Origin of the sequence: Bacillus sp. AFS041924 (genome assembly GCF_002577195.1) — a bacterium.
In the GTDB taxonomy this organism is placed as follows: Bacteria; Bacillota; Bacilli; order Bacillales; family Bacillaceae_G; genus Gottfriedia.
Genome location: NZ_NULG01000141.1, coordinates 1 through 24,976 on the forward strand (window position 1 = coordinate 1; position 24,976 = coordinate 24,976).

The 24,976-nt window shown below is 32.9% G+C and carries 21 protein-coding genes and 1 pseudogene; 2 read left to right on the forward strand and 20 right to left on the reverse strand.

Annotation, left to right across the window (positions count from 1 at the left end):
• A partial coding sequence (locus tag COC46_RS21145; protein WP_141550948.1) for a QueT transporter family protein occupies window positions 1-454 on the forward strand: 454 nt, incomplete at its 5' end.
• A gap of 48 nt (window positions 455-502) precedes the next feature.
• On the opposite strand, the gene COC46_RS21150 is transcribed toward COC46_RS21145, so the two are convergent.
• A complete protein-coding gene (locus tag COC46_RS21150; protein WP_098811863.1) occupies window positions 503-880 on the reverse strand; it encodes a VOC family protein in 378 nt (125 codons plus the stop codon).
• Window positions 881-1,079: 199 nt separating this feature from the next.
• On the opposite strand from COC46_RS21150, the pseudogene COC46_RS21155 reads away from it, so the two are divergent.
• A pseudogene (locus COC46_RS21155) lies at window positions 1,080-1,746 on the forward strand (O-methyltransferase).
• Between the two features lie 91 nt (window positions 1,747-1,837).
• Here the strand turns inward: COC46_RS21155 and mutL are convergent.
• The 19 genes from mutL to ymfI all read right to left on the reverse strand — a co-directional run bounded on the left by mutL (window position 1,838) and on the right by ymfI (window position 24,744).
• Window positions 1,838-3,781 (reverse strand): DNA mismatch repair endonuclease MutL, encoded by a 1,944-nt coding sequence (mutL, locus tag COC46_RS21160; protein ID WP_098811864.1) that lies wholly within the window; start codon window positions 3,779-3,781, stop codon window positions 1,838-1,840.
• A 92-nt stretch (window positions 3,782-3,873) separates the two neighbouring features.
• Window positions 3,874-6,519 carry a DNA mismatch repair protein MutS gene (mutS, locus tag COC46_RS21165; protein WP_098811865.1) on the reverse strand — a complete coding sequence of 882 codons (2,646 nt, stop codon included), beginning with the start codon at window positions 6,517-6,519 and terminating at the stop codon, window positions 3,874-3,876.
• A 144-nt stretch (window positions 6,520-6,663) separates the two neighbouring features.
• Complete coding sequence (cotE, locus tag COC46_RS21170; RefSeq protein ID WP_098811866.1) at window positions 6,664-7,209, reverse strand: outer spore coat protein CotE; 546 nt, start codon at window positions 7,207-7,209, stop codon at window positions 6,664-6,666.
• A gap of 271 nt (window positions 7,210-7,480) precedes the next feature.
• Window positions 7,481-7,927 (reverse strand): YlbF/YmcA family competence regulator, encoded by a 447-nt coding sequence (locus COC46_RS21175; RefSeq protein ID WP_098811867.1) that lies wholly within the window; start codon window positions 7,925-7,927, stop codon window positions 7,481-7,483.
• On the reverse strand, window positions 7,927-9,456 hold the full coding sequence (gene miaB, locus COC46_RS21180; RefSeq protein ID WP_098811868.1) for a tRNA (N6-isopentenyl adenosine(37)-C2)-methylthiotransferase MiaB: 1,530 nt from the start codon (window positions 9,454-9,456) through the stop codon (window positions 7,927-7,929). The genes COC46_RS21175 and miaB overlap by 1 nt, the downstream gene beginning before the upstream one ends.
• A 278-nt stretch (window positions 9,457-9,734) precedes the next feature.
• Window positions 9,735-10,280 (reverse strand): GNAT family N-acetyltransferase, encoded by a 546-nt coding sequence (locus COC46_RS21185; protein ID WP_098811869.1) that lies wholly within the window; start codon window positions 10,278-10,280, stop codon window positions 9,735-9,737.
• Window positions 10,281-10,513: 233 nt separating this feature from the next.
• On the reverse strand, window positions 10,514-11,023 hold the full coding sequence (locus COC46_RS21190) for a hypothetical protein (protein WP_098811870.1): 510 nt from the start codon (window positions 11,021-11,023) through the stop codon (window positions 10,514-10,516).
• A gap of 300 nt (window positions 11,024-11,323) precedes the next feature.
• Window positions 11,324-12,190 carry a 2-oxoacid:ferredoxin oxidoreductase subunit beta gene (locus tag COC46_RS21195; RefSeq protein ID WP_098811871.1) on the reverse strand — a complete coding sequence of 289 codons (867 nt, stop codon included), beginning with the start codon at window positions 12,188-12,190 and terminating at the stop codon, window positions 11,324-11,326.
• Window positions 12,177-13,934 carry a 2-oxoacid:acceptor oxidoreductase subunit alpha gene (locus COC46_RS21200; protein WP_098811872.1) on the reverse strand — a complete coding sequence of 586 codons (1,758 nt, stop codon included), beginning with the start codon at window positions 13,932-13,934 and terminating at the stop codon, window positions 12,177-12,179. The genes COC46_RS21195 and COC46_RS21200 overlap by 14 nt, the downstream gene beginning before the upstream one ends.
• 229 nt (window positions 13,935-14,163) lie before the next feature.
• Window positions 14,164-15,090: a dipeptidase gene (locus COC46_RS21205; RefSeq protein ID WP_098811873.1), complete on the reverse strand. Its 927-nt coding sequence runs from the start codon at window positions 15,088-15,090 to the stop codon at window positions 14,164-14,166.
• A 211-nt stretch (window positions 15,091-15,301) separates the two neighbouring features.
• Window positions 15,302-15,562: a stage V sporulation protein SpoVS gene (gene spoVS, locus COC46_RS21210; RefSeq protein ID WP_044893696.1), complete on the reverse strand. Its 261-nt coding sequence runs from the start codon at window positions 15,560-15,562 to the stop codon at window positions 15,302-15,304.
• Between the two features lie 126 nt (window positions 15,563-15,688).
• Window positions 15,689-16,480 carry a TIGR00282 family metallophosphoesterase gene (locus tag COC46_RS21215; RefSeq protein ID WP_098811874.1) on the reverse strand — a complete coding sequence of 264 codons (792 nt, stop codon included), beginning with the start codon at window positions 16,478-16,480 and terminating at the stop codon, window positions 15,689-15,691.
• A 211-nt stretch (window positions 16,481-16,691) separates the two neighbouring features.
• Complete coding sequence (gene rny, locus COC46_RS21220; RefSeq protein ID WP_098811875.1) at window positions 16,692-18,263, reverse strand: ribonuclease Y; 1,572 nt, start codon at window positions 18,261-18,263, stop codon at window positions 16,692-16,694.
• A gap of 697 nt (window positions 18,264-18,960) precedes the next feature.
• On the reverse strand, window positions 18,961-20,004 hold the full coding sequence (gene recA, locus COC46_RS21225) for a recombinase RecA (protein ID WP_098811876.1): 1,044 nt from the start codon (window positions 20,002-20,004) through the stop codon (window positions 18,961-18,963).
• A gap of 257 nt (window positions 20,005-20,261) precedes the next feature.
• Window positions 20,262-21,521 (reverse strand): competence/damage-inducible protein A, encoded by a 1,260-nt coding sequence (locus COC46_RS21230; protein ID WP_098811877.1) that lies wholly within the window; start codon window positions 21,519-21,521, stop codon window positions 20,262-20,264.
• Window positions 21,522-21,545: 24 nt separating this feature from the next.
• Window positions 21,546-22,124 (reverse strand): CDP-diacylglycerol--glycerol-3-phosphate 3-phosphatidyltransferase, encoded by a 579-nt coding sequence (gene pgsA, locus COC46_RS21235; RefSeq protein ID WP_098811878.1) that lies wholly within the window; start codon window positions 22,122-22,124, stop codon window positions 21,546-21,548.
• A 72-nt stretch (window positions 22,125-22,196) separates the two neighbouring features.
• Window positions 22,197-23,090, reverse strand: coding sequence for a helix-turn-helix domain-containing protein (locus tag COC46_RS21240; RefSeq protein ID WP_098811879.1), 894 nt, complete (start codon window positions 23,088-23,090; stop codon window positions 22,197-22,199).
• 20 nt (window positions 23,091-23,110) lie between these two features.
• The gene (locus tag COC46_RS21245; protein WP_098811880.1) at window positions 23,111-23,902 is read right to left on the reverse strand and encodes a DUF3388 domain-containing protein; all 792 of its coding nucleotides are present in this window, start codon (window positions 23,900-23,902) and stop codon (window positions 23,111-23,113) included.
• Window positions 23,903-24,015: 113 nt separating this feature from the next.
• A complete protein-coding gene (gene ymfI / locus COC46_RS21250) occupies window positions 24,016-24,744 on the reverse strand; it encodes an elongation factor P 5-aminopentanone reductase (protein ID WP_098811881.1) in 729 nt (242 codons plus the stop codon).
• Window positions 24,745-24,976: the final 232 nt, after the last annotated feature.

The following is a 24,976-nucleotide window of genomic DNA, read 5'->3' on the forward strand; positions in this document are numbered from 1 at the left end:
GTTTGCAGCGTTGTATTTAGCAGTAACACACTTTATTTCACCATTTGGATTTACGAATATCCAGTTTCGTGTTTCTGAAATGTTCAACCATCTAGTAGTATTTAATAAAAAGTACATATATGGAATTGTATTAGGTGTATTTTTAGCAAATTTAATCTATTCTCCAATGAAAGGTTATGATTTGATATTTGGAGTTGGACAAACGATACTATCTTTATTAATCACGATTGCTACTGCGAAGTTCATAAAAGGAATAATTACTAGAATGATTATTAACACGATTGTTTTTTCTCTTTCTATGTTCTTAATCGCAATCGAATTAAAGTTAGCACTTGGTTTTCCTTTCCTAATGACTTATTTAACAACTGCTATTGGCGAATTTATTGTAATGATTGTAGGTATTCCAATCATGTACTATTTAAATAAACGAGTAAAATTCGAGCATCTTATTTAAGTAAAAAGAGTTGTTTCCTTAATCGGAAAACAACTCTTTTTTTATGTATTATTTGTCTTCTCTTAATAAATAATCATTACCGTCTTGGTCGTAGAATGAAAACATTGAACCATATGGCATTTTCATAAGATCATCAACTTTTACACCGTTTTGTTTCATTTTTTCATATGCTGCATCTATATCCGTAGTACTTAAAATGACAGATGGATGAGCTACTTTTTCTGGTTTAAATTCCTGCATTGAAGATTTAGAGTAAAGAACTAGTGTCGTAAATTCACTTTCGCTTGGACCTACTTCAATCCATTTAGCATCTGGTCCCATTGGCATTTCTGTTTTTAGAACAAATCCAATTTTATTAATCCAAAAGTCTTTTGCTTGCTCTTGATCTTGAACATAAATCGTAACTTTACCGATTTTATTAATCATTTTAAAAATCTCCTCTACTGGATAATTTTAACCATATCTATTTTAGCAAACGCAATTCAGTAAGACAAACGGAATAAGTACTACTTAATTGTACTCAATATCATTCATAAATAAGATTTCCACATTTAGAATTGAAGCATTTTTATGAAACTTTGCCATATACTTTTTTGAACCGTAAAAAAGTAAGGAGGAAGGATAGTTGTCAAATAAAGTAATTTGGAACGATGTTGATAAATATATCATTGATAAATTAATTCCGAATGATCCAATTCTAGATCGTGTATTACTTGCAAATTACAATGCTGGACTACCAAGTATTGACGTGTCCCCTACACAAGGTAAATTACTTTATCTTTTAGCAAAAATTAAAGGCGTGAAAAATATTTTGGAAATCGGTACTTTAGGTGGATATAGTAGTATTTGGCTCGCACGTGCTCTTCCTCCAAGACGGTAAATTAACTACTTTGGAAATTAGCGATGAACATGCAAAAGTAGCTGAAAAAAATATAATGGAAGCTAACTTGCAAAACAAGGTCGAAATTATTATTGGAAAAGCGTTAGATACATTACCTATTTTAAAAGAATCTAAGCCATTATTTGATTTTATCTTTATCGATGCTGATAAGCCAAATAATCCTCACTATTTAAATTGGGCATTAAAATTAGCGAGTCCTGGTGCTTTAATTATTGTTGATAATGTCGTTAGAAACGGTGAAGTGATTTATGAAACGAGTCGAGACGAAAGTGTTAATGGTGTTCGACAATTAATGGATCTACTAGCAACGGACCCTCGTATTGACTCTACCGCAATCCAGACTGTTGGACTAAAAGGTTATGATGGTTTCGTTCTTTGTGTTGTTAAATAACTTATTTAAGGATAGTCAGATTTTTTCTAACTATCCTTAAATATTTCAATTTGATACATTATCCTAAATGAAACAATCTCGAGATCGTTTATTACATAACACGCTTAAACATTTTTTCAAGCTCATATGAACTAAAATGGATTACGATTGGACGACCGTGAGGACATGTAAATGGATTACTTGATTTTCTCAACGATTCTAAAAGACTAAAAATTTCATCGTTTGTAATAAATTGATTCGCCTTAATTGATGCTTTACAACTCATCATGATGGCTTTTTCTTCACGTAGCTTTTTAATATTAATTGTTCCGCGTTTTAACAATTCTTGAATCATTTCATCAATTAAATTATCCTCTTGCCCTTCTGGGAACCAATTTGGATGCTCACGTATGACATAACTATTCGAACCGAATTTTTCAATAAATAGTCCAACTTCCCTGAGTTCATCATGGAATTGGTCTAATAAAATAGCTTGTTCTGGTGAGACATCAAATGTGATTGGTATTAATAAAGTTTGTAATTCTGAAGAAACTTCTCCAATCTTTTCTTTAAAATATTCATAATAAACTCGTTCCTGTGCAGCATGCTGATCGATTAAATATAATCCTTTTTCATTTTGAGCAATAATATACGTTCCATGCATTTGTCCGATTGGATAAAGAGGAGGTAGCTGGTCTATAGTTTGTTCATCATATACTTCTTCGTTAACGATGACAGTTTCTTCTATATTTGATTGTTCTTCTAAGTTCACTGGCTTAAAGTAATTTTCATTTCTATTAAATTCTTGTTTTTCGAAATAAAGACTCTCATAATCAGTTGGAGTATCTGAATCAAATTTAGACGTTGAATCAAATTCATTTTGACTTTCTCCGATCATTTCTTCCGTAGATTCATTGAAATAATTTGAATTTGAATTGGATCGATTTTGAAGCGAAAAAGGTAATTTCTTTTCGACGTCTTCTTTTGTAGAAGTATGTTCAAACGAAAATGTAGATTGCTCACTAACTATTTTTTCTTTTGGAGCTGTTGATTTTATTTCAGGAATAAGTGAACGACCTCTAAAAACTTTTTTGATACTTTCACTAATTAATGTAAATAATTGATCCTCTTTACTAAAACGAACTTCTTGTTTTGTAGGGTGTACATTTACATCAACTAATTGAGGATCCATTTTTACAAACAAAGCTACTATTGGAAAACGGCCAATTGGTAACAATGTATGGTATCCTTCACTAATTGATTTATTTACACCGTAGTGTTTTACATATCTTCCATTTACATAAAGTGAAATATAATTTCTAGTTGCTCTTGTATATTCAGGCATCGATAAATAACCTTCTATTTGAAAATCTAATGATTCGCCTTTAAAATGAACCATATTTTTAGCAATTTGAAGCCCATATAATGATGCCAGAATTTGTCTTGCGTCACCATTTCCATTACTACGGAACATTAATTTGTCATTATGCTTCAAATCAAATGCGATTTGTGGATTTGCTAATGCTAAACGGTATACGACGTCTGTAACATTACTTAATTCTGTTTGAACAGTTCTCATATATTTTAATCTAGCTGGTGTATTAAAAAATAAGTTTGAAACTTCTATGCTCGTCCCTTTTGATTTTGCAATTTCATTTTGAGATTGTAGTACTCCACCCTTTAAAATTGTTTCAATCGCAGGTCCTTCTTCTGTTGACGTTTTTACCGTGACATAACTCACCGATGCAATACTCGGCAAAGCTTCACCACGGAAGCCTAAGGTACGTATTCGAAACAAGTCATTTTCATCTTTTATTTTACTTGTTGCATGACGTTCAAATGCAAGTATACTATCTTCCTTTGACATCCCTTCGCCATTATCACTTACAAAAATTCGTGAGAGTCCACCATCATTAATTTCTACTGTAATACGCGTACTTGTTGCATCAATTGCATTCTCAAGTAATTCCTTTACAACGGATGCAGGACGTTCTACAACTTCACCTGCAGCTATTTGATTGGCTAAAATTTCATCTAACTTCTTTATTTTTGACATTAGTGAACCTCCTTCCTAAATACAAGAATAGTACGAAAAGCTATTATCCTAATTTTAACGACTAATAAAAAGAAAGGCCAATTGGCCCTCTTTTATTTTTTTATTTGTTTTTGAAGCTCATATAATAAATTAAATGCTTCCATTGGATTTAACTCTAATAAATTAATTCCTTTTAATTGATCAATGACTGGATGATTTTTAACTACTTCTTTAATCACCGGTTGATTATCATCAAATAGGCTTAGTTGAGCCCCAAGGTCTTCTTTTTCATTTGGTTGACTTTCTATTTCTACTTTCGTTTCTGGAATATGAACTGTTTCTTGTTTTTGATTTTGGATATCTTCTTTAACATGATTATGATTAGATGATTCCAACTCATGTAAAAGCTCCTTTGCTCGAAGAATGACATCTTTCGGAAGATTTGCTAATTCGGCAACATGGATTCCGTAGCTTTGGTCCGCTGCCCCTTCAAAGATTTTATGAAGAAATAACACTTTTCCTTCTTGTTCTTTCGCTGCAACATGAATGTTTTTCAAAAACTTAAGTTGATTAGCTAATACGGTCAATTCGTGATAGTGAGTAGAAAAAAGCGTTTTTGCTCCAATATGATCATGTATATATTCAATCATCGCTTGTGCTAAAGCCATTCCATCATATGTGGATGTTCCTCTACCAATTTCATCAAATAAGATTAAACTTTTTTCAGTTGCATTTGTGATGGCATAATTAGCTTCTAGCATTTCAACCATGAATGTACTCTGACCAGAAATTAAATCATCCGCTGCTCCAATTCGGGTAAAAATTTGATCAAATACAGGTAATTTAGCAGCTTCAGCAGGTACATAGCATCCAATTTGAGCCAATATACTAATTAATGCAACTTGTTTCATATACGTACTTTTACCAGCCATATTAGGCCCAGTGATTAAAAATTGATGTGTATCAACTTCAAAATTTGTATCATTTGGAATATATTCCGAACCCATTAGTACTTTTTCAACTACCGGGTGTCTTCCATTTTTTACGATATACTCTCTGTCTGTGGTAAAGGTTGGTCTTACATAATCATTTTTTTCACTTATAACAGAAAAACTTTGCAAAACGTCAATTTGACTAATTACAAGCCCTAAAGTTTGAAGTCTCGTTAAATATTGTTTTACTTGTTCTCGAATTGAAATAAATAATTCATATTCCAAACCAATCATTTTTTCCTCAGCTTCAAGAATCATTGTTTCTTTTTCTTTTAGCTCTTCGGTAATAAAACGCTCAGCATTCGCTAATGTTTGTTTACGTTCATAACGTCCTTCAGGAATTTGGTTAATATTGGATCTAGTTACTTCGATATAGTAACCAAAGATTCGATTATAGCCAATCTTTAATGATTTAATCCCTGTAATTTCTCTTTCTCGTTGCTCCAGTTCCATTAACCAATTTTTACCGTTCTTACTTACGAAACGATATTCATCTAATGTTTTATTAAATCCATCTTTAATAATGTTTCCTTCTTTAATTGATAATGGCGCATCTTCAATAATTGCATTTTCTAAAAGCATTTGAAGGTCTTCACATGGATCTATATTATTAATTAGCTCGTCTATACTTTCATGATTAATTGATTTTAGTGCATGAACAATTGATGGTATTGTTTGTAGTGAGCGTTTTAATTGTAGTAAATCTCTTGCATTTACATTACCAAATGAGACTTTACCAGCTAAGCGCTCTAAATCATATACATCTTTTAATAATTCCTTCAGATCTTCACGTATAAAGTAATTTTCCATTAACAATTCAACAATCGTCAAACGATTTTCGATTTGTTTTGTATTCACTAAAGGGCGCTGAATCCATTTTTTTAGTAAACGTCCACCCATTGCTGTTTTCGTTTCATCTAATAACCAATTCAATGATCCTTGCTTATTTTTTGAACGTTGCGTTTCAACTAATTCAAGATTTCTCATTGAATACATGTCCATATTTAAGAAATCATGCTGATTAATTACAACGATTTCTTGAAGATGAGATAGTGTTCGTTTTTGTGTCTTCGATAAATAATTTAATAATCTTGCTGCAGTTGTTTTTAAACTAGTTTGATCAATCGATTTTACAACGTTTGTAAATTCCTCTGACAAACGATCATTTTCTTCGAATGAAACAGTAATTGAAAAGCTCTTCTCAAGTGTTTGAATTGCTTTAGATGAAAAATCTTCATTTACGACAACTTCTTTTGTACCAGTTGCTGCAATTTTTAAAACTGCTTCTTCAATTGAACCACTTAGTAATAAAGCGTTCCCTTCACCAGTCGTCAAATCGATCCAAACTAAAGCAAAAGAGCTTGGTGTAACTTCTGATAATGTTGAGATATAATGATTCTGCTTCTCATCAATCGATCTCCCTTCCATTTGCGTACCCGGAGTAATCAATTGAACTACTTCTCTTTTCACAACTCCTTTTGCAACAGTTGGATCCTCGACTTGCTCACAGATTGCTACTTTATATCCTTTTTCAACTAATTGCTCTATATATCCAGCAGCAGAATGGAATGGTACTCCACACATAGGAATTCGTTCTTCAGTTCCTCCTGCTCGTCCTGTTAAAGTAATTTCTAAAACTTGAGATGCCTTTACCGCATCTTCAAAAAACATTTCATAAAAATCTCCAAGTCTAAAAAATAAAAATGCATCCTGGTAATTTTTCTTTATATTTAAATATTGCTCGATCATTGGCGTGTAAGTTGCCATTTTATCCTCTCCATCAAAAAACATTCTTCGCATATTATATCACATTTTGCTAGAGCCTTTAGAAAGTTCGAATGTTAAGATAAAGAAAACTTTACTATTTCTTTTACATAAAAAAGCTAGGAAGTTTCACCTTCCTAGCCTAGCTTACTCTTCTTCGCCTTCTAAAACAAAATCTGGATCTAAATCTTCAAACTCATCGTCTACATCGAAGAAATCGTCATCGTCATGTACACCATGTGGCGCAACAAGTACTACTACTTTTGTTTCACCTACAACTTCAACTAAGACTTCTTTTTCTACTGTAACGATAAACCGATTTCCATTTGGAGAAATAATTGCATCTAAACAATTTGGATGTTTTAATGATCTAGCAATAACTTCACAATCTTCACCAGTAAAATTTTCATCTCTGTGTCTTAGCTTTACTACTTCTTTATACTTAACTGCCTCTGGAACTACTTCAGTTTTCGTATTGTCACCATAGGAGTACCAAATATTGATATCGTATTTACCAGATACTTCTACTCCATCTTTTACTTTTTTTGCATCATATACATGGTTAATAACCCAGCAGCCTAAAATACTTGATGGCGCATGACTTGGTGTGATTGTATGTGTGACTTTGTTATATTTCTTGCCTCTTCCTACGACTGCCTTCGTTATAATCTCTCTATGTTCGCGTTCAGACATAGGTGTGACCCTCCTCGTTCCATTTTCATTTCATTCTATGCGTGACATATGCGGAATGTGTTAATGACATGAAAATTCTTTTATACAAGTTAAAAAAACATGTGATGATAAATTGTATGACGACAGCCTAATAAAGTTGACTGCAAATTGAAGAATTTAAAAAATAAACATAAAATTTATGGTATTTAGGCTATTTAGTAACTACTTTATTAAGCTTGCATAAAAAAAAGACTCAGGTAGCAAAATTAATTGCATGTTGAGTCTTTTTTATTTAGTGGTTGCAGCTATCTGTTTTGCAAGCATCAGGTCCGTGTGCTACTTTTGAACCTGTTTCACCACTTAATAGGTTTCCACCTGTTGATTTAATAATTTCGTCTGTCACACCATTAGAAATCGTGTGAGCGATTAATTGAAGTAAATCGTTAACTTCTACTTGTGAAGATTGGAATTCTTGTACTACTGGAATTGATTCTAGTTTTTCGTTTAAATCATTTAGCTCTTGTTCTACCTTTTTAAGTGCTTCTTTTTTACCCCAGTGTTCTAAATTAACAGCTTGTTTTTGTAATGACTTAATTTCTTCAATATAAGATCTTACAGTATCACTTTCGTTAATCTGCGCCTCAGCACGTTTAAAAAAGTCTACTTCTTCTGTTTCAGAAATCATTACTGCTAATTCTTTTGCACGTTCAACGATATCAGCTTTTGTATATTTTCCCATTATAGCACCTCGACTGTTTCTTCTACTAATTCTCCATCTAATGACCATGTTTTCGCCTTTGTAACTTTTACTTTTACAATTTGACCAACGATTGATTTAGGACCTCTAAAGTTTACAAGTTTATTATAAGGAGTATACCCAGCAAGTACATCTGGATTCTTCTTACTCTCGCCTTCTACTAAAACATCAAGAATTTGTCCTTCAAAACGTTTATTAAATTCAGCAGATTTTGCATTTACAAGATCGTTTAGACGTTGTAATCTTTGCTTTTTCACACTCTCAGGTACATTATCTACCATTTTTGCAGCAGGCGTACCTTCACGTGGTGAATAAATAAATGTAAATGCTAAATCAAAACCAACTTCTTCATATAAAGTCATCGTTTCTTCAAATTGCTCATCTGTTTCATTCGGGAATCCAACAATTATATCTGTTGTAAATGAAATATGTGGCATTGCTGTTTTTAATTTTCTTACAAGTTCTAAATATTGTTCACGATCATATTTACGAGACATTAGTTTCAGAACTTCAGAGCTTCCAGATTGAACTGGTAAATGAATATGTGGCATTAAGTTGCCACCTTTTGCTAATACTTCTATTAAATGATCATCAAAATCACGTGGATGGCTTGTTGTAAAACGAACTCGTGGAATGCCGATCTTACGAATTTCATCCATTAAATGACCTAATCCATATTTACCATCATTTAAGTCTTTACCATATGCATTAACATTTTGACCTAATAAAGTAACTTCTTTATAGCCTAATCTAGCTAGTTCACGTACTTCATTTATAATATCTTCTGGTTGACGACTACGCTCTTTACCACGTGTATAAGGTACAATACAGTACGTACAGAATTTATCGCAACCATACATAATATTAACCCATGCTTTAATTTCACCACGACGGACTTTTGGAAGGTTTTCGATTACATCCCCTTCTTTTGACCATACTTCAATAACCATTTCTTTACTAAACATTGCTTCTTGAATAATAAATGGTAATCTATGAATATTATGTGTACCAAATACCATATCAATAAATGAATGTTTTTGTAAAATTCGATTAACAACAGCCTCTTCTTGAGACATACAACCACAAATACCAATTAATAAATCTGGTCTTTGAAGCTTTAATGGTTTTAAGTGTCCGATTTCACCAAACACTTTATTTTCAGCATTTTCTCGAATTGCACATGTGTTTAATAGTATAATATCAGCGTCTTCAACTGAAGTCGCAACTTCATAACCCATCGTCGTTAAAATACCTGCCATCACTTCTGTATCATGTTCATTCATTTGACAGCCGTACGTACGGATTAAGAATTTCTTCCCTGCACCTGAATTTTTCATTTCTTCAGGAATTTCGAAACCACGATCATACGTAACTTCTTCTTTACCTCGACGTTTTGCATCAGCTAAGGAAGGAGCTTGGTAAACCTTTTCAAAGTATTTGCTATAATCTTTATCGTTTTTATCTTTTGTATTATTTATATTAGTGCCTTGAAGGCGTTGTTGTTCATTCATAAAACAATCTCCTTTCATCTCGAGCGTCTACACATTACTTAAGTATATAACGTTATTCTACAATATACAATGTGCGTTACGCAAAAAAGAAAGTCGATAATAGAAGTATATTTGAATAATTTTATTCATTATTTAATATTGCATTTTAATTTAGATAAAGCGCTTTATTTTCTAAAAAGCTAATTTTAAAAAAAGAAGATTGTTGTTTTCTAATACAGAGTAAGTGTGCTTTCTTTCCTTAGATGTCGCGCGACTTGACTCGAGTCAACACCCTAAAGCTATATTAATAAATCACAAACATTTATTTTCCAAATCATATGGTCATATCCTTTGTCCCAATAATCCTTTAATAAATAATCTGGTTCCCCAAATTTATTTTTCCATATTTTTTGGGCATTAATATAACCACTATCTAAACAAAATTCTTTTATACCTTTCATCTGTAAAGTACGGTACATTTTATTTAGTAATAAATTCCCTATTCCTTTTTTCTGATAGTCAGGATGAACAAAAACAGTTCCGATCTCTGTTAACCCTTTAAATCTATTTTTTGTGCAATTTAATATGAGATCACTTGCCGGACCAATTTCAATTGAACCAATTATTTTTTCATGTTCAAGAGCAATTAAAAAATATCTATTCTCTCCATTGCTTTCAAAATCGTTTTTTAAGTACTCTTTTTTCGTTTCAATTTCGTCATGAATACTTTCCAACTTCTCTCCTATTCCTTCTTTAGTAAACGTATCAGTAATGACTATTCGAAAAAATTGATTTAATTCTTCAGTGTCCTCTATTCTCGGTCTTCTTATTAAAATTTTCATCATTAATATCACTCTCCACTTCAAAACAATTCAACAAAAAATTTGCATAGTCCTCCTCAGTTTTTACGCTTAAAAGGCTGCAAACTCCCTTTTACTCAAATTGTTCTAATAGCCAAGGGGAATCTCCATTTTTTTAAGCATGGAAATAACAAATTAACTAGTACTAACCGTTTCGTCTCCCCCTAACATACAATAAAAGAGCCCTATTCTTTAACAAGAATTAAAATAATTTTCATTCAGAACCGGCTTTCACCTTCTACTACTAAACGCTTAAAATAATTTATTACAAATTTTATATAAACATCTTCTAGTTTTTTTGAAAAAAGTTTTCCAAATTCTAAAGTTTCCCAGTGATCACCGTTTTTTTCTTCTAATGCCAACAACATAGTGGATAATACATCATTTTCAAATACCATTTTTTTAATTTCAGGAATTGTAGTTAATTCTTTAATAAAATTGTATACTCTGTCATCTCTTCGCTCTTCATCAAGCATATTTTGGACTTCGCAACATAAGGCTACTAAAGATCCTTGTCTTAACATTTCAACTTCTTCAATAAAGCCATCCATTCGTTCGTCGATTATCTCAACTAATATGAATTTTTCATAATTAACTGTTTCAAAATCAATATTATGCCCAAATCCTCCATAGCTTCTAATCATATCTTGGTACATCCAGAAAATATTTTTTATAGTTTCCCTGCATTCATCAAAGTTTTCCGTATGTAGTTGAAAAAAGTTGTACATTCTATCCTCCCCTTAACTCAATGAATTAGCACATATAAGATTAACACTTCTATAAATAAAATGGATTTCCTTTTTCAATTGAACTGGCATAAGTTGCATAAGAAAATCAAAAATCTGTTTTAACAAAGCCAAGAACATACATTCTTCAATTTAGTTGAAAAAAGTTATATATTCAAACTTCTTTTGATAAGAATTTGATTGCATTCTGTAGTGGAAAGTAATATCACACAGCAACTTTAAACTCTATTTATTAGCAGCACAAAAAAACTCCTCAAATAAATTGAGGAGTTTTTGTTTTTATTACATGAATTCAGCAACTAATTTTTCGAATTGACCTTTTTCTAATTGTAGATCTGATTCCACTAATGGATCTTCACTGTAACCAGAAATTAATTCTTGGTATGATTTTTGCTCTTTATTTTGGTAAATAAGACCAGTTACTAAACCTTTATTTTGCATTAATGTTTGCATAGCCATTTCTTTGTTTGATGGATCATATCCTTCAATATCAGAAAGTTTAACAAGATTTTCTTTAAACCAGTCATATGTGTTTACTTTATTGTAAGTTACACATGGGCTGAATACGTTAATTAAAGAGAAACCTTTATGGTTAATACCTTGCTCAATTAATGAAGTTAATTCTTTTAAATCACTTGAGAAACTTTGTGCTACGAATGTTCCACCAGCTGTTAACGCCATTTCCATTACTGAAAGTGCAGATTCAACAGAACCTTGTGGAGTACTCTTCGTTTTGAATCCTACATCACTACGAGGTGATGTTTGACCTTTTGTAAGACCATAGATTTGGTTATCCATTACGATATAAGTGATGTCGATGTTACGACGAATTGCATGGATTGTATGACCTAAACCGATTGCGAATCCATCACCGTCACCACCAGAAGCGATAACAGTTAGATCGCGGTTAGCCATTTTTACACCTTGTGCAATTGGAAGTGAACGACCATGGATACCGTGTAAACCGTAAGAGTTAATATATCCTGAAATACGACCAGAACATCCAATACCAGAAATTACTGCAAGGTTATCAGGTTCTAAACCAACATTTGCCGCTGCACGTTGAATAGATGCTTGTACTGAGAAGTCACCACATCCTGGGCACCAGTTTGGTTTAATATTATTACGAAATTCTTTAAATGTTGCCATTTAGAACAACTCCTTCCTTGCAAGTGTTGTAAATTTCTTTTGGTAAGAAAGGATTTCCATCATATTTTAATAAGCTTGAAATCTTTTCTGCATGACCACAATTCATTTTAATAATGCTTGCTAATTGGCCAGTAGCATTATTTTCGACAACGATTACGCGTTTAGCTTTTTTAAGCTCAGGCATTAATTCATTTGTCGGGAATGGGTGAATTAGACGTATATGAGCATGGTTAACTTTGATACCATCTTGCTCTAAACGAATCATTGCTTCTTCAATTGCACCACGAGTTGAGTTGAAACCAACTAGTAATACATCAGCATCGTCGTGTTTAGAGTTCACTAACACTGGGTTAGGGAATTTTAAGTTGTTTAACTTACGCATACGTTTATCCATTTGTTGATTACGGTTAATTGGTGATTCTGATGGTTTACCCATTTCATCATGCTCAACTCCAGTTACGTGGTGAATTCCACCTTTCATACCTGGTACTACACGAGGAGAAACGCCATCTTCAGTCACTTCATAACGTTTGAAGTACTCTTTATTTTCTGATACAGGTAATTCTTGTTTGTAATCAAACTTACCACGGCGAATTTGTACTTTTTCAAATTGAAGTGGTTCAACAGTTTGTTTACCTAAAGAAAGTTGTAAGTCAGTAATTACGATAACAGGAACTTGGAATTCTTCAGCTACGTTAAACGCTTCCACCATATCGTAGAATCCTTCTTCTACTGTACTTGGAGCGATTACTACTTTAGGAATCTCACCGTGAGTACCGTAGATCATAGCCATTAAGTCTGATTGTTCTTGTTTAGTTGGAAGACCAGTACTTGGACCACCACGTTGAGTATCAACGATTACTAAAGGAACTTCAGTAATACCAGAAAGACCGATTGCTTCCATCATTAATGAAAGACCAGGACCTGCAGATGCTGTTAATGTACGAACACCAGCATAGTTAGCTCCGATTGCCATTGTACATGCAGCAATCTCGTCTTCAGTTTGAATAACTGCTCCACCATACTGTGGTAATTTTTTAATTAAGTATTCCATAATTTCAGATGCAGGCGTAATTGGATACGCTGCCATAAAACGAGAACCACCAGCTAATGCACCCATTGCGATTGCATCATTACCGATTAAGAACATACGTTTTTTACCATCTGCTTCTGATAATTGCATTTTATTTACATTCACGCCAAGCATTTCTCTCATTTCTTGTGCTCCACGTGCGATTGCTTCTATGTTTTTCTCAACAATTTGTTGACCTTTTTTACCAAAAATTTCATCTACAACTTCTCTGAAAACTTCAATTGAAAGACCTAAAATTGCACTTGAAGCTCCAACTGCAACCATGTTTTTCATTAATGAAGTACCTAGTTCAGCAGCTAATTCTGTAAATGGAATTGAATAAAGTGTTACATCAGTTGAATCTGGAATTGTCGGATTAAATTTAGCATCAGCGATTACAATTCCACCTTTGCGTAATTCATAAAAGTTTACATCGATTGTTTCTTGGTCAAATGCTACTAAAATATCTAAGTCATCTGAAATTGCACGAACTTCAGTTGTACTTACACGAATTTTGTTATTAGTGTGACCACCTTTAATACGAGAAGAGAAATGACGATACCCGTATAAGTAGTAACCTAAACGGTTTAACGCAATTGCAAAAATCTCACCTGTACTTTCGATACCTTCACCCTGTTGTCCTCCAACTTTCCATGAAAGTTGTTCAATCATTTCCTACACCCCTTTGAATGCCCTCATTCGTAATAAGTTAAATTATAAATGGATAATTTTTTTGCATCTCATTCATTTTATTAAAAAGAATGAAAGCGATTTAAGACATATCTTTTGATATGAGTTAATTCGCTTTCAATTCTAGACCTATTAACCAAAAAAATCAATGATTTTGAAAGAAATTATTCCTTTAATTTTTATATTTTTATTATTCTGAACAAGTAACGTGTCATTTGTAATGTATATATGATGAATAATTCTCATACATAAAGCCTTTTACTTGCTGTTCGGTATAATATTTTAGCAATTCATTCGTTAAATTTTGATAGAGCCCAACATGATGTAAATCGGTTGGATGTTTATCGATCCCATCAAAATCTGATCCCATCGCGATATATTTTTCGCCACCTAGTGAGCACATATAATCAATATGTTTAATAATATCTGAGATCGTTGCAACTCCTTCATCCACTAAAAATGTAGGATAAAAATTAATCCCTACAATTGCACCTCTATTAAACATTGCCTTCAACTGTTCATCGTTTAAATTTCTTGGATGTTTACAAATTGCTTTAGCATTCGAATGAGTTGCAGTTGGGTATTTTGCTTGCTCGAATGCATCCCAAAAAGCAGCTTCACTACAATGAGAAAGATCACACCACATATTATGCTCATTTAAGTAATGAACTACACTTCTTCCAAAATTAGTTAATCCACCATTCCTTTCTTCAAGTATTCCATCAGCTGTTTCATTAGCGTAATTCCATACTAAACCGACACTACGCACTCCTAGACGATGTAATATCTTAAGTCGGTTAATATCACCTAAAAGTGCGTCACAGCCCTCTAGCGTCAAAATAGCGCCCATTTCGTGACTTTTCAATCCAACTTCATCTTCTTTTGTACGAATAACTTTTATATTATTACTTTCTGTTGCTACTTTTTCATAAAAAAGAGTCACACATTGAAGTGCTGCATCAAATTTTATTAGTTTATGTACATTTTCGGGGATATAAATCGCATAACATTGTACTTTACTTTCCCCTTCTTTTAATCGATTAACTGAAACTTCTAATGAATCATCATTTTCAAAATTGATCGAAGGCTTTTCTAATAATTTCATTAGTACATCACAATGAGCATCAAAAACTTTCATTCCTTAACACCCTTTCTTTTTTGACTATTTAAACTAGTTTAACATATTTATAAATCCATTAATAAAAGTAATATTTATACAAAAAAAACTCGTCCAATGACGAGTCTATGCTAGAAGCTCTATACTTATCTCCTCTTTCTAGCAGCAATAATCCCACTTCTTTAGAGTAAAATAAAACAACCTGTCGCTTTAGGCTAACAGGTTGTTATTATTAACGAGGTTCTACAATTAATTTAATCGCTGTACGCTCTTCCCCATCGATTTGAATATCTGTAAATGCAGGGATACAAATTAAATCTACACCACTTGGTGCAACGAATCCTCTCGCAATTGCAACTGCTTTTACAGCTTGGTTTAACGCGCCAGCACCAATTGCTTGAATTTCTGCTGAACCGCGTTCTCTCAATACACCTGCAAGTGCTCCTGCTACAGAATTAGGGTTTGACTTTGCTGAAACTTTTAATATTTCCATTCCTGATCCTCCTTGTACTTACAAAGCTAATATTGTGTACAATAAAAACTATTCTCGGTACCAAGAAGTTATTCCTGCAAATATTTAAAAGTTTTTTAAAAATTTTCACAATTCTTTAAATTATTTTTATAGCTCTTGATGATCATCATTTATTTGTATTCTTTTTATCGATTTTGCTAGCCCACTTTGTTTATCTAATTCAATGATAACACCACTTAGCTGACCTCTACCTTCATCAACTTCGAATCTTACTGGTAAGTTTGTTAAGAATTTTTTAATAACAGCTTCTTTTGTAACGCCTAAAATGCCATCGTAAGGTCCAGTCATACCTACATCCGTAATAAACGCTGTACCAGCAGGTAAAACTCGCTCATCAGCCGTTTGTACATGTGTATGAGTACCAACAATCGCAGTTACTTTTCCATCTAAATACCATCCCATAGCGATTTTTTCACTCGTTGCTTCAGCATGAAAATCAACAAAAATGATTTTTGTTCTTTTTTGAGCGATTTTTATTAGCTCATCAGCTTTTTTAAATGGACAATCAAGTGGTGGTAAAAATGTTCTACCTTGCAAATTTATTACAGCTATTTCAACGTCATTAAAATTTAAGAATACTAGTCCATTACCAGGTGTACCTTCAGGGAAATTAGCTGGTCTCACTAAGTATTTTGCTTGGTCAATAAATTCAAAAATATCTTTTTTATCCCATGCATGATTACCAAGTGTAACTGCTTGAGCACCTAATTCTAAAAATTCACGATAAATTTTTTCTGTTATTCCTTTACCGTGTGCTGCATTTTCACCATTTATGATTGTTACGGAAGGACTATATTTTCTTTTTAAAGCTTGAATATTAGCCTTTACCATTGCCCTACCATTTGAACCAACTACATCACCTATAAACATTATTCTCATTTCGTTACTTCCTTCCAACTTGCCACTGTATATACAGCACTGATTTTACATTTAGATTACCCAAAAATACAAAAAGCTCCATTACTAGCACAACCTGAATCTTTCATCTATGCCATTCAACTAAGATTAATTCCAGATATGTATTAGTTGGAGCTATTATTGAAAAAACTTATTTTGTTGATAAAAAGAAAATAAAGTGGTATACACCACTTTATTTTGCATATTCGACAGCTCGAGTTTCACGAATAACAGTAACTTTGATATGTCCTGGGTAATCCAGTTCATCTTCAATCCGTTTTCTTATATCTCTCGCTAATCTATGAGCTTGTAAATCATCAATTGTATCTGGTTTTACCATAATGCGAACTTCACGACCTGCTTGAATAGCGAATGATTTTTCTACACCTTCATACGATTCAGAAATCTCTTCAAGTTTTTCTAAACGACGAATATAGTTTTCTAATGTCTCGCTACGAGCTCCTGGTCTAGCAGCAGATAATGCATCTGCAGCAGCTACTAGAACTGCAATAATTGAAGTTGGCGCAGCATCTCCGTGATGAGATGCAATACTATTGATAACGACTGGATGTTCTTTATATTTCGTTGCTAATTCAACACCGATTTCAACGTGGCTACCCTCTACCTCATGATCAATTGCCTTACCAATATCGTGAAGTAAACCTGCACGCTTCGCAAGTTTTGTATCTTCACCTAGTTCAGCAGCCATAAGTCCAGCTAGGTTCGCTACTTCCATCGAATGTTTCAACACATTTTGACCATAACTAGTTCTAAATTTCAGACGACCTAATATTTTAATTAAGTCAGGGTGAATTCCATGAACACCAACTTCAAAAGTAGTTTGTTCACCGACTTCACGTATGTACTCGTCTACTTCACGTCTTGATTTCTCAACCATTTCTTCAATTCGTGCTGGATGGATTCGACCATCTTGTACTAATTTATCTAGTGCAATTCGTGCAGTTTCACGACGAATTGGATCAAAACCTGATAATATAACAGCTTCAGGCGTATCATCAATAATTAAATCTATACCAGTTAACGTTTCTAAAGTACGAATATTTCGTCCTTCACGGCCAATAATACGACCTTTCATTTCATCATTTGGAAGATTTACAACTGAAACAGTTGTTTCAGCAACATGGTCTGCAGCACAACGCTGGATTGCTAATGATAAAATATCTTTTGCTCTCTTATCTGCTTCTTCTTTTGCACGAGCTTCTGTTTCTTTTACTAGTATTGCTGTTTCATGGGATAATTCATTTTCGACTTTAGTAAGTATTAATTGTCTTGCTTCTTCTCGATTCAAGCTAGAAATTCTTTCTAACTCTTCTTGCTGAGCAGCAATTAATGCTTCTATTTTGCTTTCCATTTCTTCTATCTGCTGTTGTTTTAAAACAAGAGATTCCTCTTTTCTTTCAAGAACAGACTCACGTTTTGAAAGTCCTTCATCTTTACGATCTAAGTTCTCTTCTTTTTGCATTAAACGATTTTCTGACTTTTGTATTTCACTACGACGGTCACGAATTTCGTTCTCCGCATCTGTACGAATTTTGAAAATTTCGTCCTTTGCTTCCAATAAAGCTTCTTTTTTAATTGTTTCTGAATCACGTTTTGCATCTTCAATAATTTGATTTGCATGATTAGTTGCGCCATTTATTTTAGCTTCTGCAATGGACTTACGGACAAAAAATCCGACAGCATAACCGACTCCGAATGTGGCAAGCAATGCGAAGATGATCAAAATTATAGTATTTGCACCCATGATTTCACCTCCTCTTGCTATTTAATTAGTTTCATTTTTGTCGGCTGTTATATTGTATAAAAAATAATTGCATCAACATACAGCACATTTCATTTCAATTTTTCACAAAAAAGTAATATTTTTTTAGAATATACACTTAAATATTAAATCTCTTACCAAATGATGTCAAGCCTTGTAAATCGCTTACTTACTTGATTTATCAATATTTATTACATTTTTACTAGATTTCATACATAAGAATCTAAATTTTATTCATTAATTTATTTATTAAGAGCTAATTAACAAGTTTTTGGAATGAAATTTTTTTTTGATGAAATACAGAAATCATATATTATCTGTTGCTAAATTGTCTATAATTAAATTTAGATTATTGATTTTTGCTACAGGTAAATCGCTTTCCATTGGGCTTGATCTGACACATTACGCATTCGCTTCCTACTTGAATTCAGGTTTTACTCATTTCTTACATTAGTCAACCAACAATTTGGTCTAATCAACACTTTTATGCTGTGAAATTTTTCTAAATCACCTTACACTTAGATTAGTTTTTTATAAACAAATTTACGACCAATAAAAACAAAAATTTCAAAAAAGATCATTTAATACTAATAATCTGATGTATAAAATATCAAATTAAAAAATGCGGACACTTTTAATAAGCGCCCGCATTTTTTAGGTTGTTTCATACTACTTTTAATTAATCTTCTAATAAAGAGAATTGTCCTTCGTCGCCTGTTTCAGTAACAGTAACAGGATTATCTAAACCATGGTGAAGACGGATTGATTGTTTAATCGTGTCACGGATATCTTTATTTTCTTTTAAGAATTGCTTAGCATTCTCACGACCTTGTCCAAGACGTTCTTCATTGTAAGAATACCATGCTCCACTCTTAAGAACGATATCTAAATCAGATCCAATATCAAGAATTTCACCTTCTTTAGAAATACCTTCTCCGTACATAATGTCTACATCAGCTTGTCTAAATGGTGGTGCTACTTTATTTTTAACAACTTTAATTTTTGTTTTGTTACCAACAATTTCATTACCTTGTTTTAATTGTTCAGCACGACGTACTTCTAAACGAATTGTCGAGTAGAATTTTAACGCACGTCCACCTGGAGTCGTTTCAGGATTACCGAACATAACCCCAACTTTTTCACGAATTTGGTTAATGAAGATTGCAATTGTTTTTGACTTGTTAATTGCACCTGAAAGCTTACGTAATGCTTGAGACATTAATCGAGCTTGTAGACCTACGTGAGCATCACCCATCTCACCTTCAATCTCAGCTTTTGGAACTAATGCAGCTACTGAGTCGACTACGATTATATCAATTGCACCACTACGTACTAATGCTTCTGCGATTTCAAGTGCTTGTTCACCTGTATCTGGTTGAGATAATAATAACTCATCAATGTTTACACCTAATTTTTGAGCATAGATCGGATCTAATGCATGCTCAGCATCTATAAACGCCGCTTGTCCTCCATTTGCTTGAACTTCAGCGATTGCATGTAATGCAACAGTTGTTTTACCTGAACTTTCAGGACCATATACTTCAATAATTCGGCCTCTTGGATATCCACCTACACCTAATGCTACATCTAGTGCTAACGATCCACTAGAAATAGTTGAAATTTGGCGATCTGTTTGTTCTCCAAGTTTCATAATTGAACCTTTACCGAATTGTTTTTCAATTTGTTTTAATGCCATATCTAATGCGGCTTGACGATCACTCATTAAAATTCCTCCTCAGGATTCATTTATCTCTTAACTATATAATAACTGTTTTTTGTACGTTTGCCAATAAAAAAATAGAACGTTTATTCGATTATTTTTGTATTTAAACATATTTTTTAAAGAATAGAAACGCTTGTTTCGTATTTTTTGTCCTATAAAACTAGATTTTTATTAATATCGAAACTATAAAATTAAAAAACTCGGCTAAATAGNNCTAAATAACCGAGCTTTTTTATTATAAAATATTCTATTTCATTTTATAAGTCTTGACTTTCATAACTTAAATTAATTAATTTAATTAACAAATTTGCACCATTTTTGACACTTGATAGTCTTATTTGTTCGCGTGTACCACTGAATTGAAACTCTTTTATAAACGGATTTGAATCACCTAGTTTTATACCGATAAATACTTTACCAACAGGCACATCTTCTAATGTTGAAGGTCCTGCTTCACCAGTAAAACTAATTGAAATATTACTTCCTGTTAAACTTTGAATATTATCAACTAGTGATTTAGCACATTCTGCACTTACTGCACCATTATTAGTCAAAATGTCAGATGGTACATTTAATAGTTTTTGCTTCATTTCATTCGAGTAACAAACGACACTTCCTTTAAATATGGCCGAGTTACCCGGAATATCCGTCACTCTTTTACTGAAAAGGCCACCCGTTAAACTTTCAGCAGCGGAGATAGTTAGTTTATGATCCTTTAATTTACTTGATAAAACAGTAAACAAGCTATCACCATTCGTACCATAGATGAATTGTCCAACACGTTCACGAATTTTATCTTCAGCTTGTCCAATAAGCTTTTCTGCTTCTTGTTCATTACTAGCACTTGCAGTAACTCGAAGCATCACTTCCCCCTCACTCGCTAAAGGAGCGATTGTTGGATTTGATTGTTTTTCAAGCAAATCAAGAATTTGAGTTTCTAAAATTGATTCACCGATCCCAAAGAACTTAAGCTCTTTTGAAATAATTGTACTTGCTTCTTTCCCTTTTAAAAAATAAGGAATAAGTTCATTTTCAACCATCGGAATCATTTCTTTAGGTGGACCTGGTAATAATACAAATTGTTTATCCTTCGCTTCATAAACCATTCCAGGTGCCATACCATTTTTATTCAATAAAACAAACGCATTATTAATGACTAATGCTTGTTTTTTGTTATTCTCAGTCATTGGTCGATTTGCTTTAATAAAATATTGTTCAATGTACTGTAGGGATTGATCATGATAAACAAGTGACTCTTGAACAAATTCAGAAACAACCTCTTTTGTTAAATCATCCTTTGTTGGTCCCAATCCACCGGTTAAAATGATTAAATCGCTTCTAGATGAAGCAATTTCTAATGCACTTTTAAGTCGATTGGAATTGTCTCCTACAACTGTTTGGAAATGATGGTGATATCCTAATGTAGATAAATGTTTAGCTAAAAATTGCGCATTCGTATTTGCAATCTGTCCTAAAAGTAGCTCTGTCCCAACTGCGATTATTTCAGCACGCTTCATATCATTTCCCCCCTATATAAATAATTACATTGATTTAAGAAGAACATCTCTATTTTTATAAAAATAATCCCAACCGGAATAAACTGTAAAGAATAGCGCAACCCATAGCGATACATCTGCAATAGAAAACGGTAAGAAATTCAAAGGGAAGTCATGTAAGAAATAAGCAGAAATCGCGACAATTTGTGCCCAAGTCTTAATTTTACCTAGCATTGCTGCAGCATGTACCTCTCCTGAACCTGCCAAAATCATTCGTAAACCGGTTACAGCAAATTCTCTACTTATGATTACAATCGTAATCCAAGCTGGAACGTACTCAAAATCAGTTAAAATAATTAATGCTGAAGACACAAGTAGTTTATCTGCAAGTGGATCTAGAAACTTACCAAAATTAGTAACTAAATTATATTTTCTAGCATAATAACCATCAATAAAATCAGTAACAGACGCAATAATAAAAATTGCACCTCCTACTAAATGATTAACTGGTATCGAATCACCAATTAACGTAATATTTCCCCATCCAAAATCTATTAAAACTACTAGCATAAATAATGGAATTAACAAAACCCTTGATACTGTAATCTTATTTGGTAAATTCATGGTAAACCCTCCAAAACTTTCTAAAAAATGAAGCAATTTATAATAAATGAATAAAAGCCATCTTAAAGATGACTATTGATTCATTTTTAAATTTTTAATCGTAATCCTTTGGTGAACAACATTTGTTGGACTAACTGGGTATTTAAATACCTCATCATTAATTCGTAGCTCAACATTATTAGAAGCACCAATATTTACTGTTACTTCATTCTCTTCTGTTAAGTCATAGTTTTGAGTTTGTCCTTGTTTTAACATTCCGCTATAGAACATTTTCCCATCTGCATTTTTTAAATCGATATAACTTTCACCATTTGCAACCACTTCTAATTTAAATACATCCGTATCAGATAATGAAATTGTAGTTCTTTTACCTGCAGCAGAGTCAACTGTAATTTTTTGCGTTGGCTTATCCTCAGTCACGTCATTTTTCGGTTGCTCTGTTTTTTTCTTATTATCATTTTTAACCTGATCTAGCGCATTATTTTTTGGTTTTTCAATTTCAGAATTAGAATTAGATTGGTTAGTAGTATCAGCAGATTTTTCATCATTATTTGATGGAAGCATCATATAAATAGCAATGCAAATCCCGATTATTAGAATCGCTACTAGAATCTTCGGTAAATAATCCATTATACGTGACGACTTAACGTTATTTAATGGCTCTTTAAGTTTAGAAGCTCTACTTGGAATCTCTTCATGTTTTACTTCTTCAGCTATTGTATTTGGCACGGCAGTCACTTCTACAGCTGGCTTTTCAGTAAGAAAACCAGAGACATCGACACCGATCGTTTCTGCATACTGTTTAATAAATGCACGTACATAAAATTGCCCTGGCAATATTTCATAATTGCCTTCTTCAATTGCTTCAAGATAACGTTTCTGAATCTTCGTTAACTCTTGAACATCATCAATTGATAAGCCTTTAGCTTCTCTTGCTTCTCGTAAATAGTTTCCTAATTCTGTCACAGATTACACCCCAACTTACTTTAAAAATCAAACATTGAGAACGAGTTGTGTCCATTTTTATCCATTTGGTCTACTAGTTCATATTTAATTTCTTCATTTTCATCGTTTCTTAATTCAATTATGTAATCAAAATCATCTAAAGAGTATTCAGTTTGCTGTACAAATACATCTGGATGCTCAACTACTTTCACAGAAGACATTGCCATAATTTCGCGAACTAATTGCCAATGTTGTTCATTAGCTCTTCTATGAGAAAGAATACCATCAATAATAAATACATTATCTGAATTATATTCGTCTTCTATTAATTGACTTCTTAATGTTTGTTTAATTAATGTAGATGAAACAAATAACCAGCGTTTATTAGCACATACACTTGCTGCTACAACTGATTCAGTTTTACCAACACGAGGCATTCCCCTAATTCCGATTAGCTTATGACCTGGTTGTTTAAATAGTTCTGCCATAAAATCAACAAGCATACCTAGATCATCACGAACAAAACGAAAAGTCTTTTTGTCATCTACGTCTCGTTGGATATAAGTACCATGTCTTACAGCTAAACGATCTCTAAGAGTTGGCTTTCTAAGCTTAATTATAGTTATATTGTCCATAGTATTTAAAATTGATTCAAATCTAGTAATTTGATCATCGTTATCGCAACCTAGTAACATGCCGCGTCTCATTGTGTCAACACCATTTATTGTTAAAATATTAATCCCTAGCATACCGATTAACGAAGCAATATCTCCAAGTAGTCCAGGGCGATTCTTATGTATTTCATACTCAAAATACCATTCGATTAACTCCATACCTATACCCCCTATTTGTTAACTACTCATACTCTACATTTAATAATAAACGATTTCCCGATAATATAAAAGGTAAAATATGTGAAATAAATAACTTTCAAGTCGAAATTTTGTTATGAAGTATGCCAACCGCCGTTTACTCCAAGTATTTGACCAGTAATATAAGAAGATTGTTCGGAAATTAAGAAATTTACAGTGTTAGCGATCTCACTTGGAAGTGCTAATCTATTCATTGGAATATCATTTTCAATTTCAATTAAATCTTCTTCACTAAATGCATTTAGCATATTCGTTTTTACTGCACCTGGGGCAACCGCATTTACTTTTATTCCACTTGGTCCCAATTCTTTAGCTAACGCCATGACATAAGCATTTTGAGCACCTTTTGTAGTTGAATACAATACTTCACATGATGCACCAATTTGCCCCCATATAGACGATACAACGACTATACTGCCAGATTTTTTAGCTACCATATTAGGAAGAAAATAATTGACTACTTTTATTAAGCTTTTAATATGTAATTGAGTTAATTGATCAATCTCTTCATCGCTTACATCGTTTATCAGCCCATAGATTGAAAAACCAGCTGCATAAATTATCGAATCGATTCTTTCCTTTATTTGAGATGTTAAACGATCAACTCCGTTTTTTACTGACATGTCCGCTTGAACGAATTGACAATTTACTCCATTTTCTAAGGCCAATTCAATTAGTTCATTTAGGGGCTCTTTTTTACTATTATAATGGACAATTAAATCATATTTTTCATTGATTAATTTTTTTGAAATAGCTAAGCCGATATCTCCACTGGCTCCGACAACCAAAATTCTTTTTCTCATTTAATATACTCTCCATTTGATCGAGGTTTTAATGCAGGTTTAAAAGTTTGGATCTGTTAAAAAAGAATGTTAATTTTCCATTCCAGGTACTTCACTTTCCATGGGGCGTGACCCTGAGCCTCCTTAAAAAAGCCTCCGGGGTCTCAAGTTTCCCGCATTTCCCATAGGAGTCTTCGCATCTTCCATTTCAATTAGTCTCGAATTTAACTAAAATCAACAATTTATACAGAGC

What these genes read in the sequence shown, in the direction of transcription:
- COC46_RS21150 (WP_098811863.1), bottom strand. Translation starts at nt 880, where the DNA reads ATGATTAATAAAATCGGTAAAGTTACGATTTATGTTCAAGATCAAGAG.
- mutL (WP_098811864.1), bottom strand. Translation starts at nt 3,781, where the DNA reads ATGTCAAAAATAAAGAAGTTAGATGAAATTTTAGCCAATCAAATAGCT.
- mutS (WP_098811865.1), bottom strand. Translation starts at nt 6,519, where the DNA reads ATGGCAACTTACACGCCAATGATCGAGCAATATTTAAATATAAAGAAA.
- cotE (WP_098811866.1), bottom strand. Translation starts at nt 7,209, where the DNA reads ATGTCTGAACGCGAACATAGAGAGATTATAACGAAGGCAGTCGTAGGA.
- COC46_RS21175 (WP_098811867.1), bottom strand. Translation starts at nt 7,927, where the DNA reads ATGGGAAAATATACAAAAGCTGATATCGTTGAACGTGCAAAAGAATTA.
- miaB (WP_098811868.1), bottom strand. Translation starts at nt 9,456, where the DNA reads ATGAATGAACAACAACGCCTTCAAGGCACTAATATAAATAATACAAAA.
- COC46_RS21185 (WP_098811869.1), bottom strand. Translation starts at nt 10,280, where the DNA reads ATGATGAAAATTTTAATAAGAAGACCGAGAATAGAGGACACTGAAGAA.
- COC46_RS21190 (WP_098811870.1), bottom strand. Translation starts at nt 11,023, where the DNA reads ATGTACAACTTTTTTCAACTACATACGGAAAACTTTGATGAATGCAGG.
- COC46_RS21195 (WP_098811871.1), bottom strand. Translation starts at nt 12,190, where the DNA reads ATGGCAACATTTAAAGAATTTCGTAATAATATTAAACCAAACTGGTGC.
- COC46_RS21200 (WP_098811872.1), bottom strand. Translation starts at nt 13,934, where the DNA reads ATGATTGAACAACTTTCATGGAAAGTTGGAGGACAACAGGGTGAAGGT.
- COC46_RS21205 (WP_098811873.1), bottom strand. Translation starts at nt 15,090, where the DNA reads ATGAAAGTTTTTGATGCTCATTGTGATGTACTAATGAAATTATTAGAA.
- spoVS (WP_044893696.1), bottom strand. Translation starts at nt 15,562, where the DNA reads ATGGAAATATTAAAAGTTTCAGCAAAGTCAAACCCTAATTCTGTAGCA.
- COC46_RS21215 (WP_098811874.1), bottom strand. Translation starts at nt 16,480, where the DNA reads ATGAGAATAATGTTTATAGGTGATGTAGTTGGTTCAAATGGTAGGGCA.
- rny (WP_098811875.1), bottom strand. Translation starts at nt 18,263, where the DNA reads ATGGGTGCAAATACTATAATTTTGATCATCTTCGCATTGCTTGCCACA.
- recA (WP_098811876.1), bottom strand. Translation starts at nt 20,004, where the DNA reads ATGAGTGATCGTCAAGCCGCATTAGATATGGCATTAAAACAAATTGAA.
- COC46_RS21230 (WP_098811877.1), bottom strand. Translation starts at nt 21,521, where the DNA reads ATGAAGCGTGCTGAAATAATCGCAGTTGGGACAGAGCTACTTTTAGGA.
- pgsA (WP_098811878.1), bottom strand. Translation starts at nt 22,124, where the DNA reads ATGAATTTACCAAATAAGATTACAGTATCAAGGGTTTTGTTAATTCCA.
- COC46_RS21245 (WP_098811880.1), bottom strand. Translation starts at nt 23,902, where the DNA reads ATGGAGTTAATCGAATGGTATTTTGAGTATGAAATACATAAGAATCGC.
- ymfI (WP_098811881.1), bottom strand. Translation starts at nt 24,744, where the DNA reads ATGAGAAAAAGAATTTTGGTTGTCGGAGCCAGTGGAGATATCGGCTTA.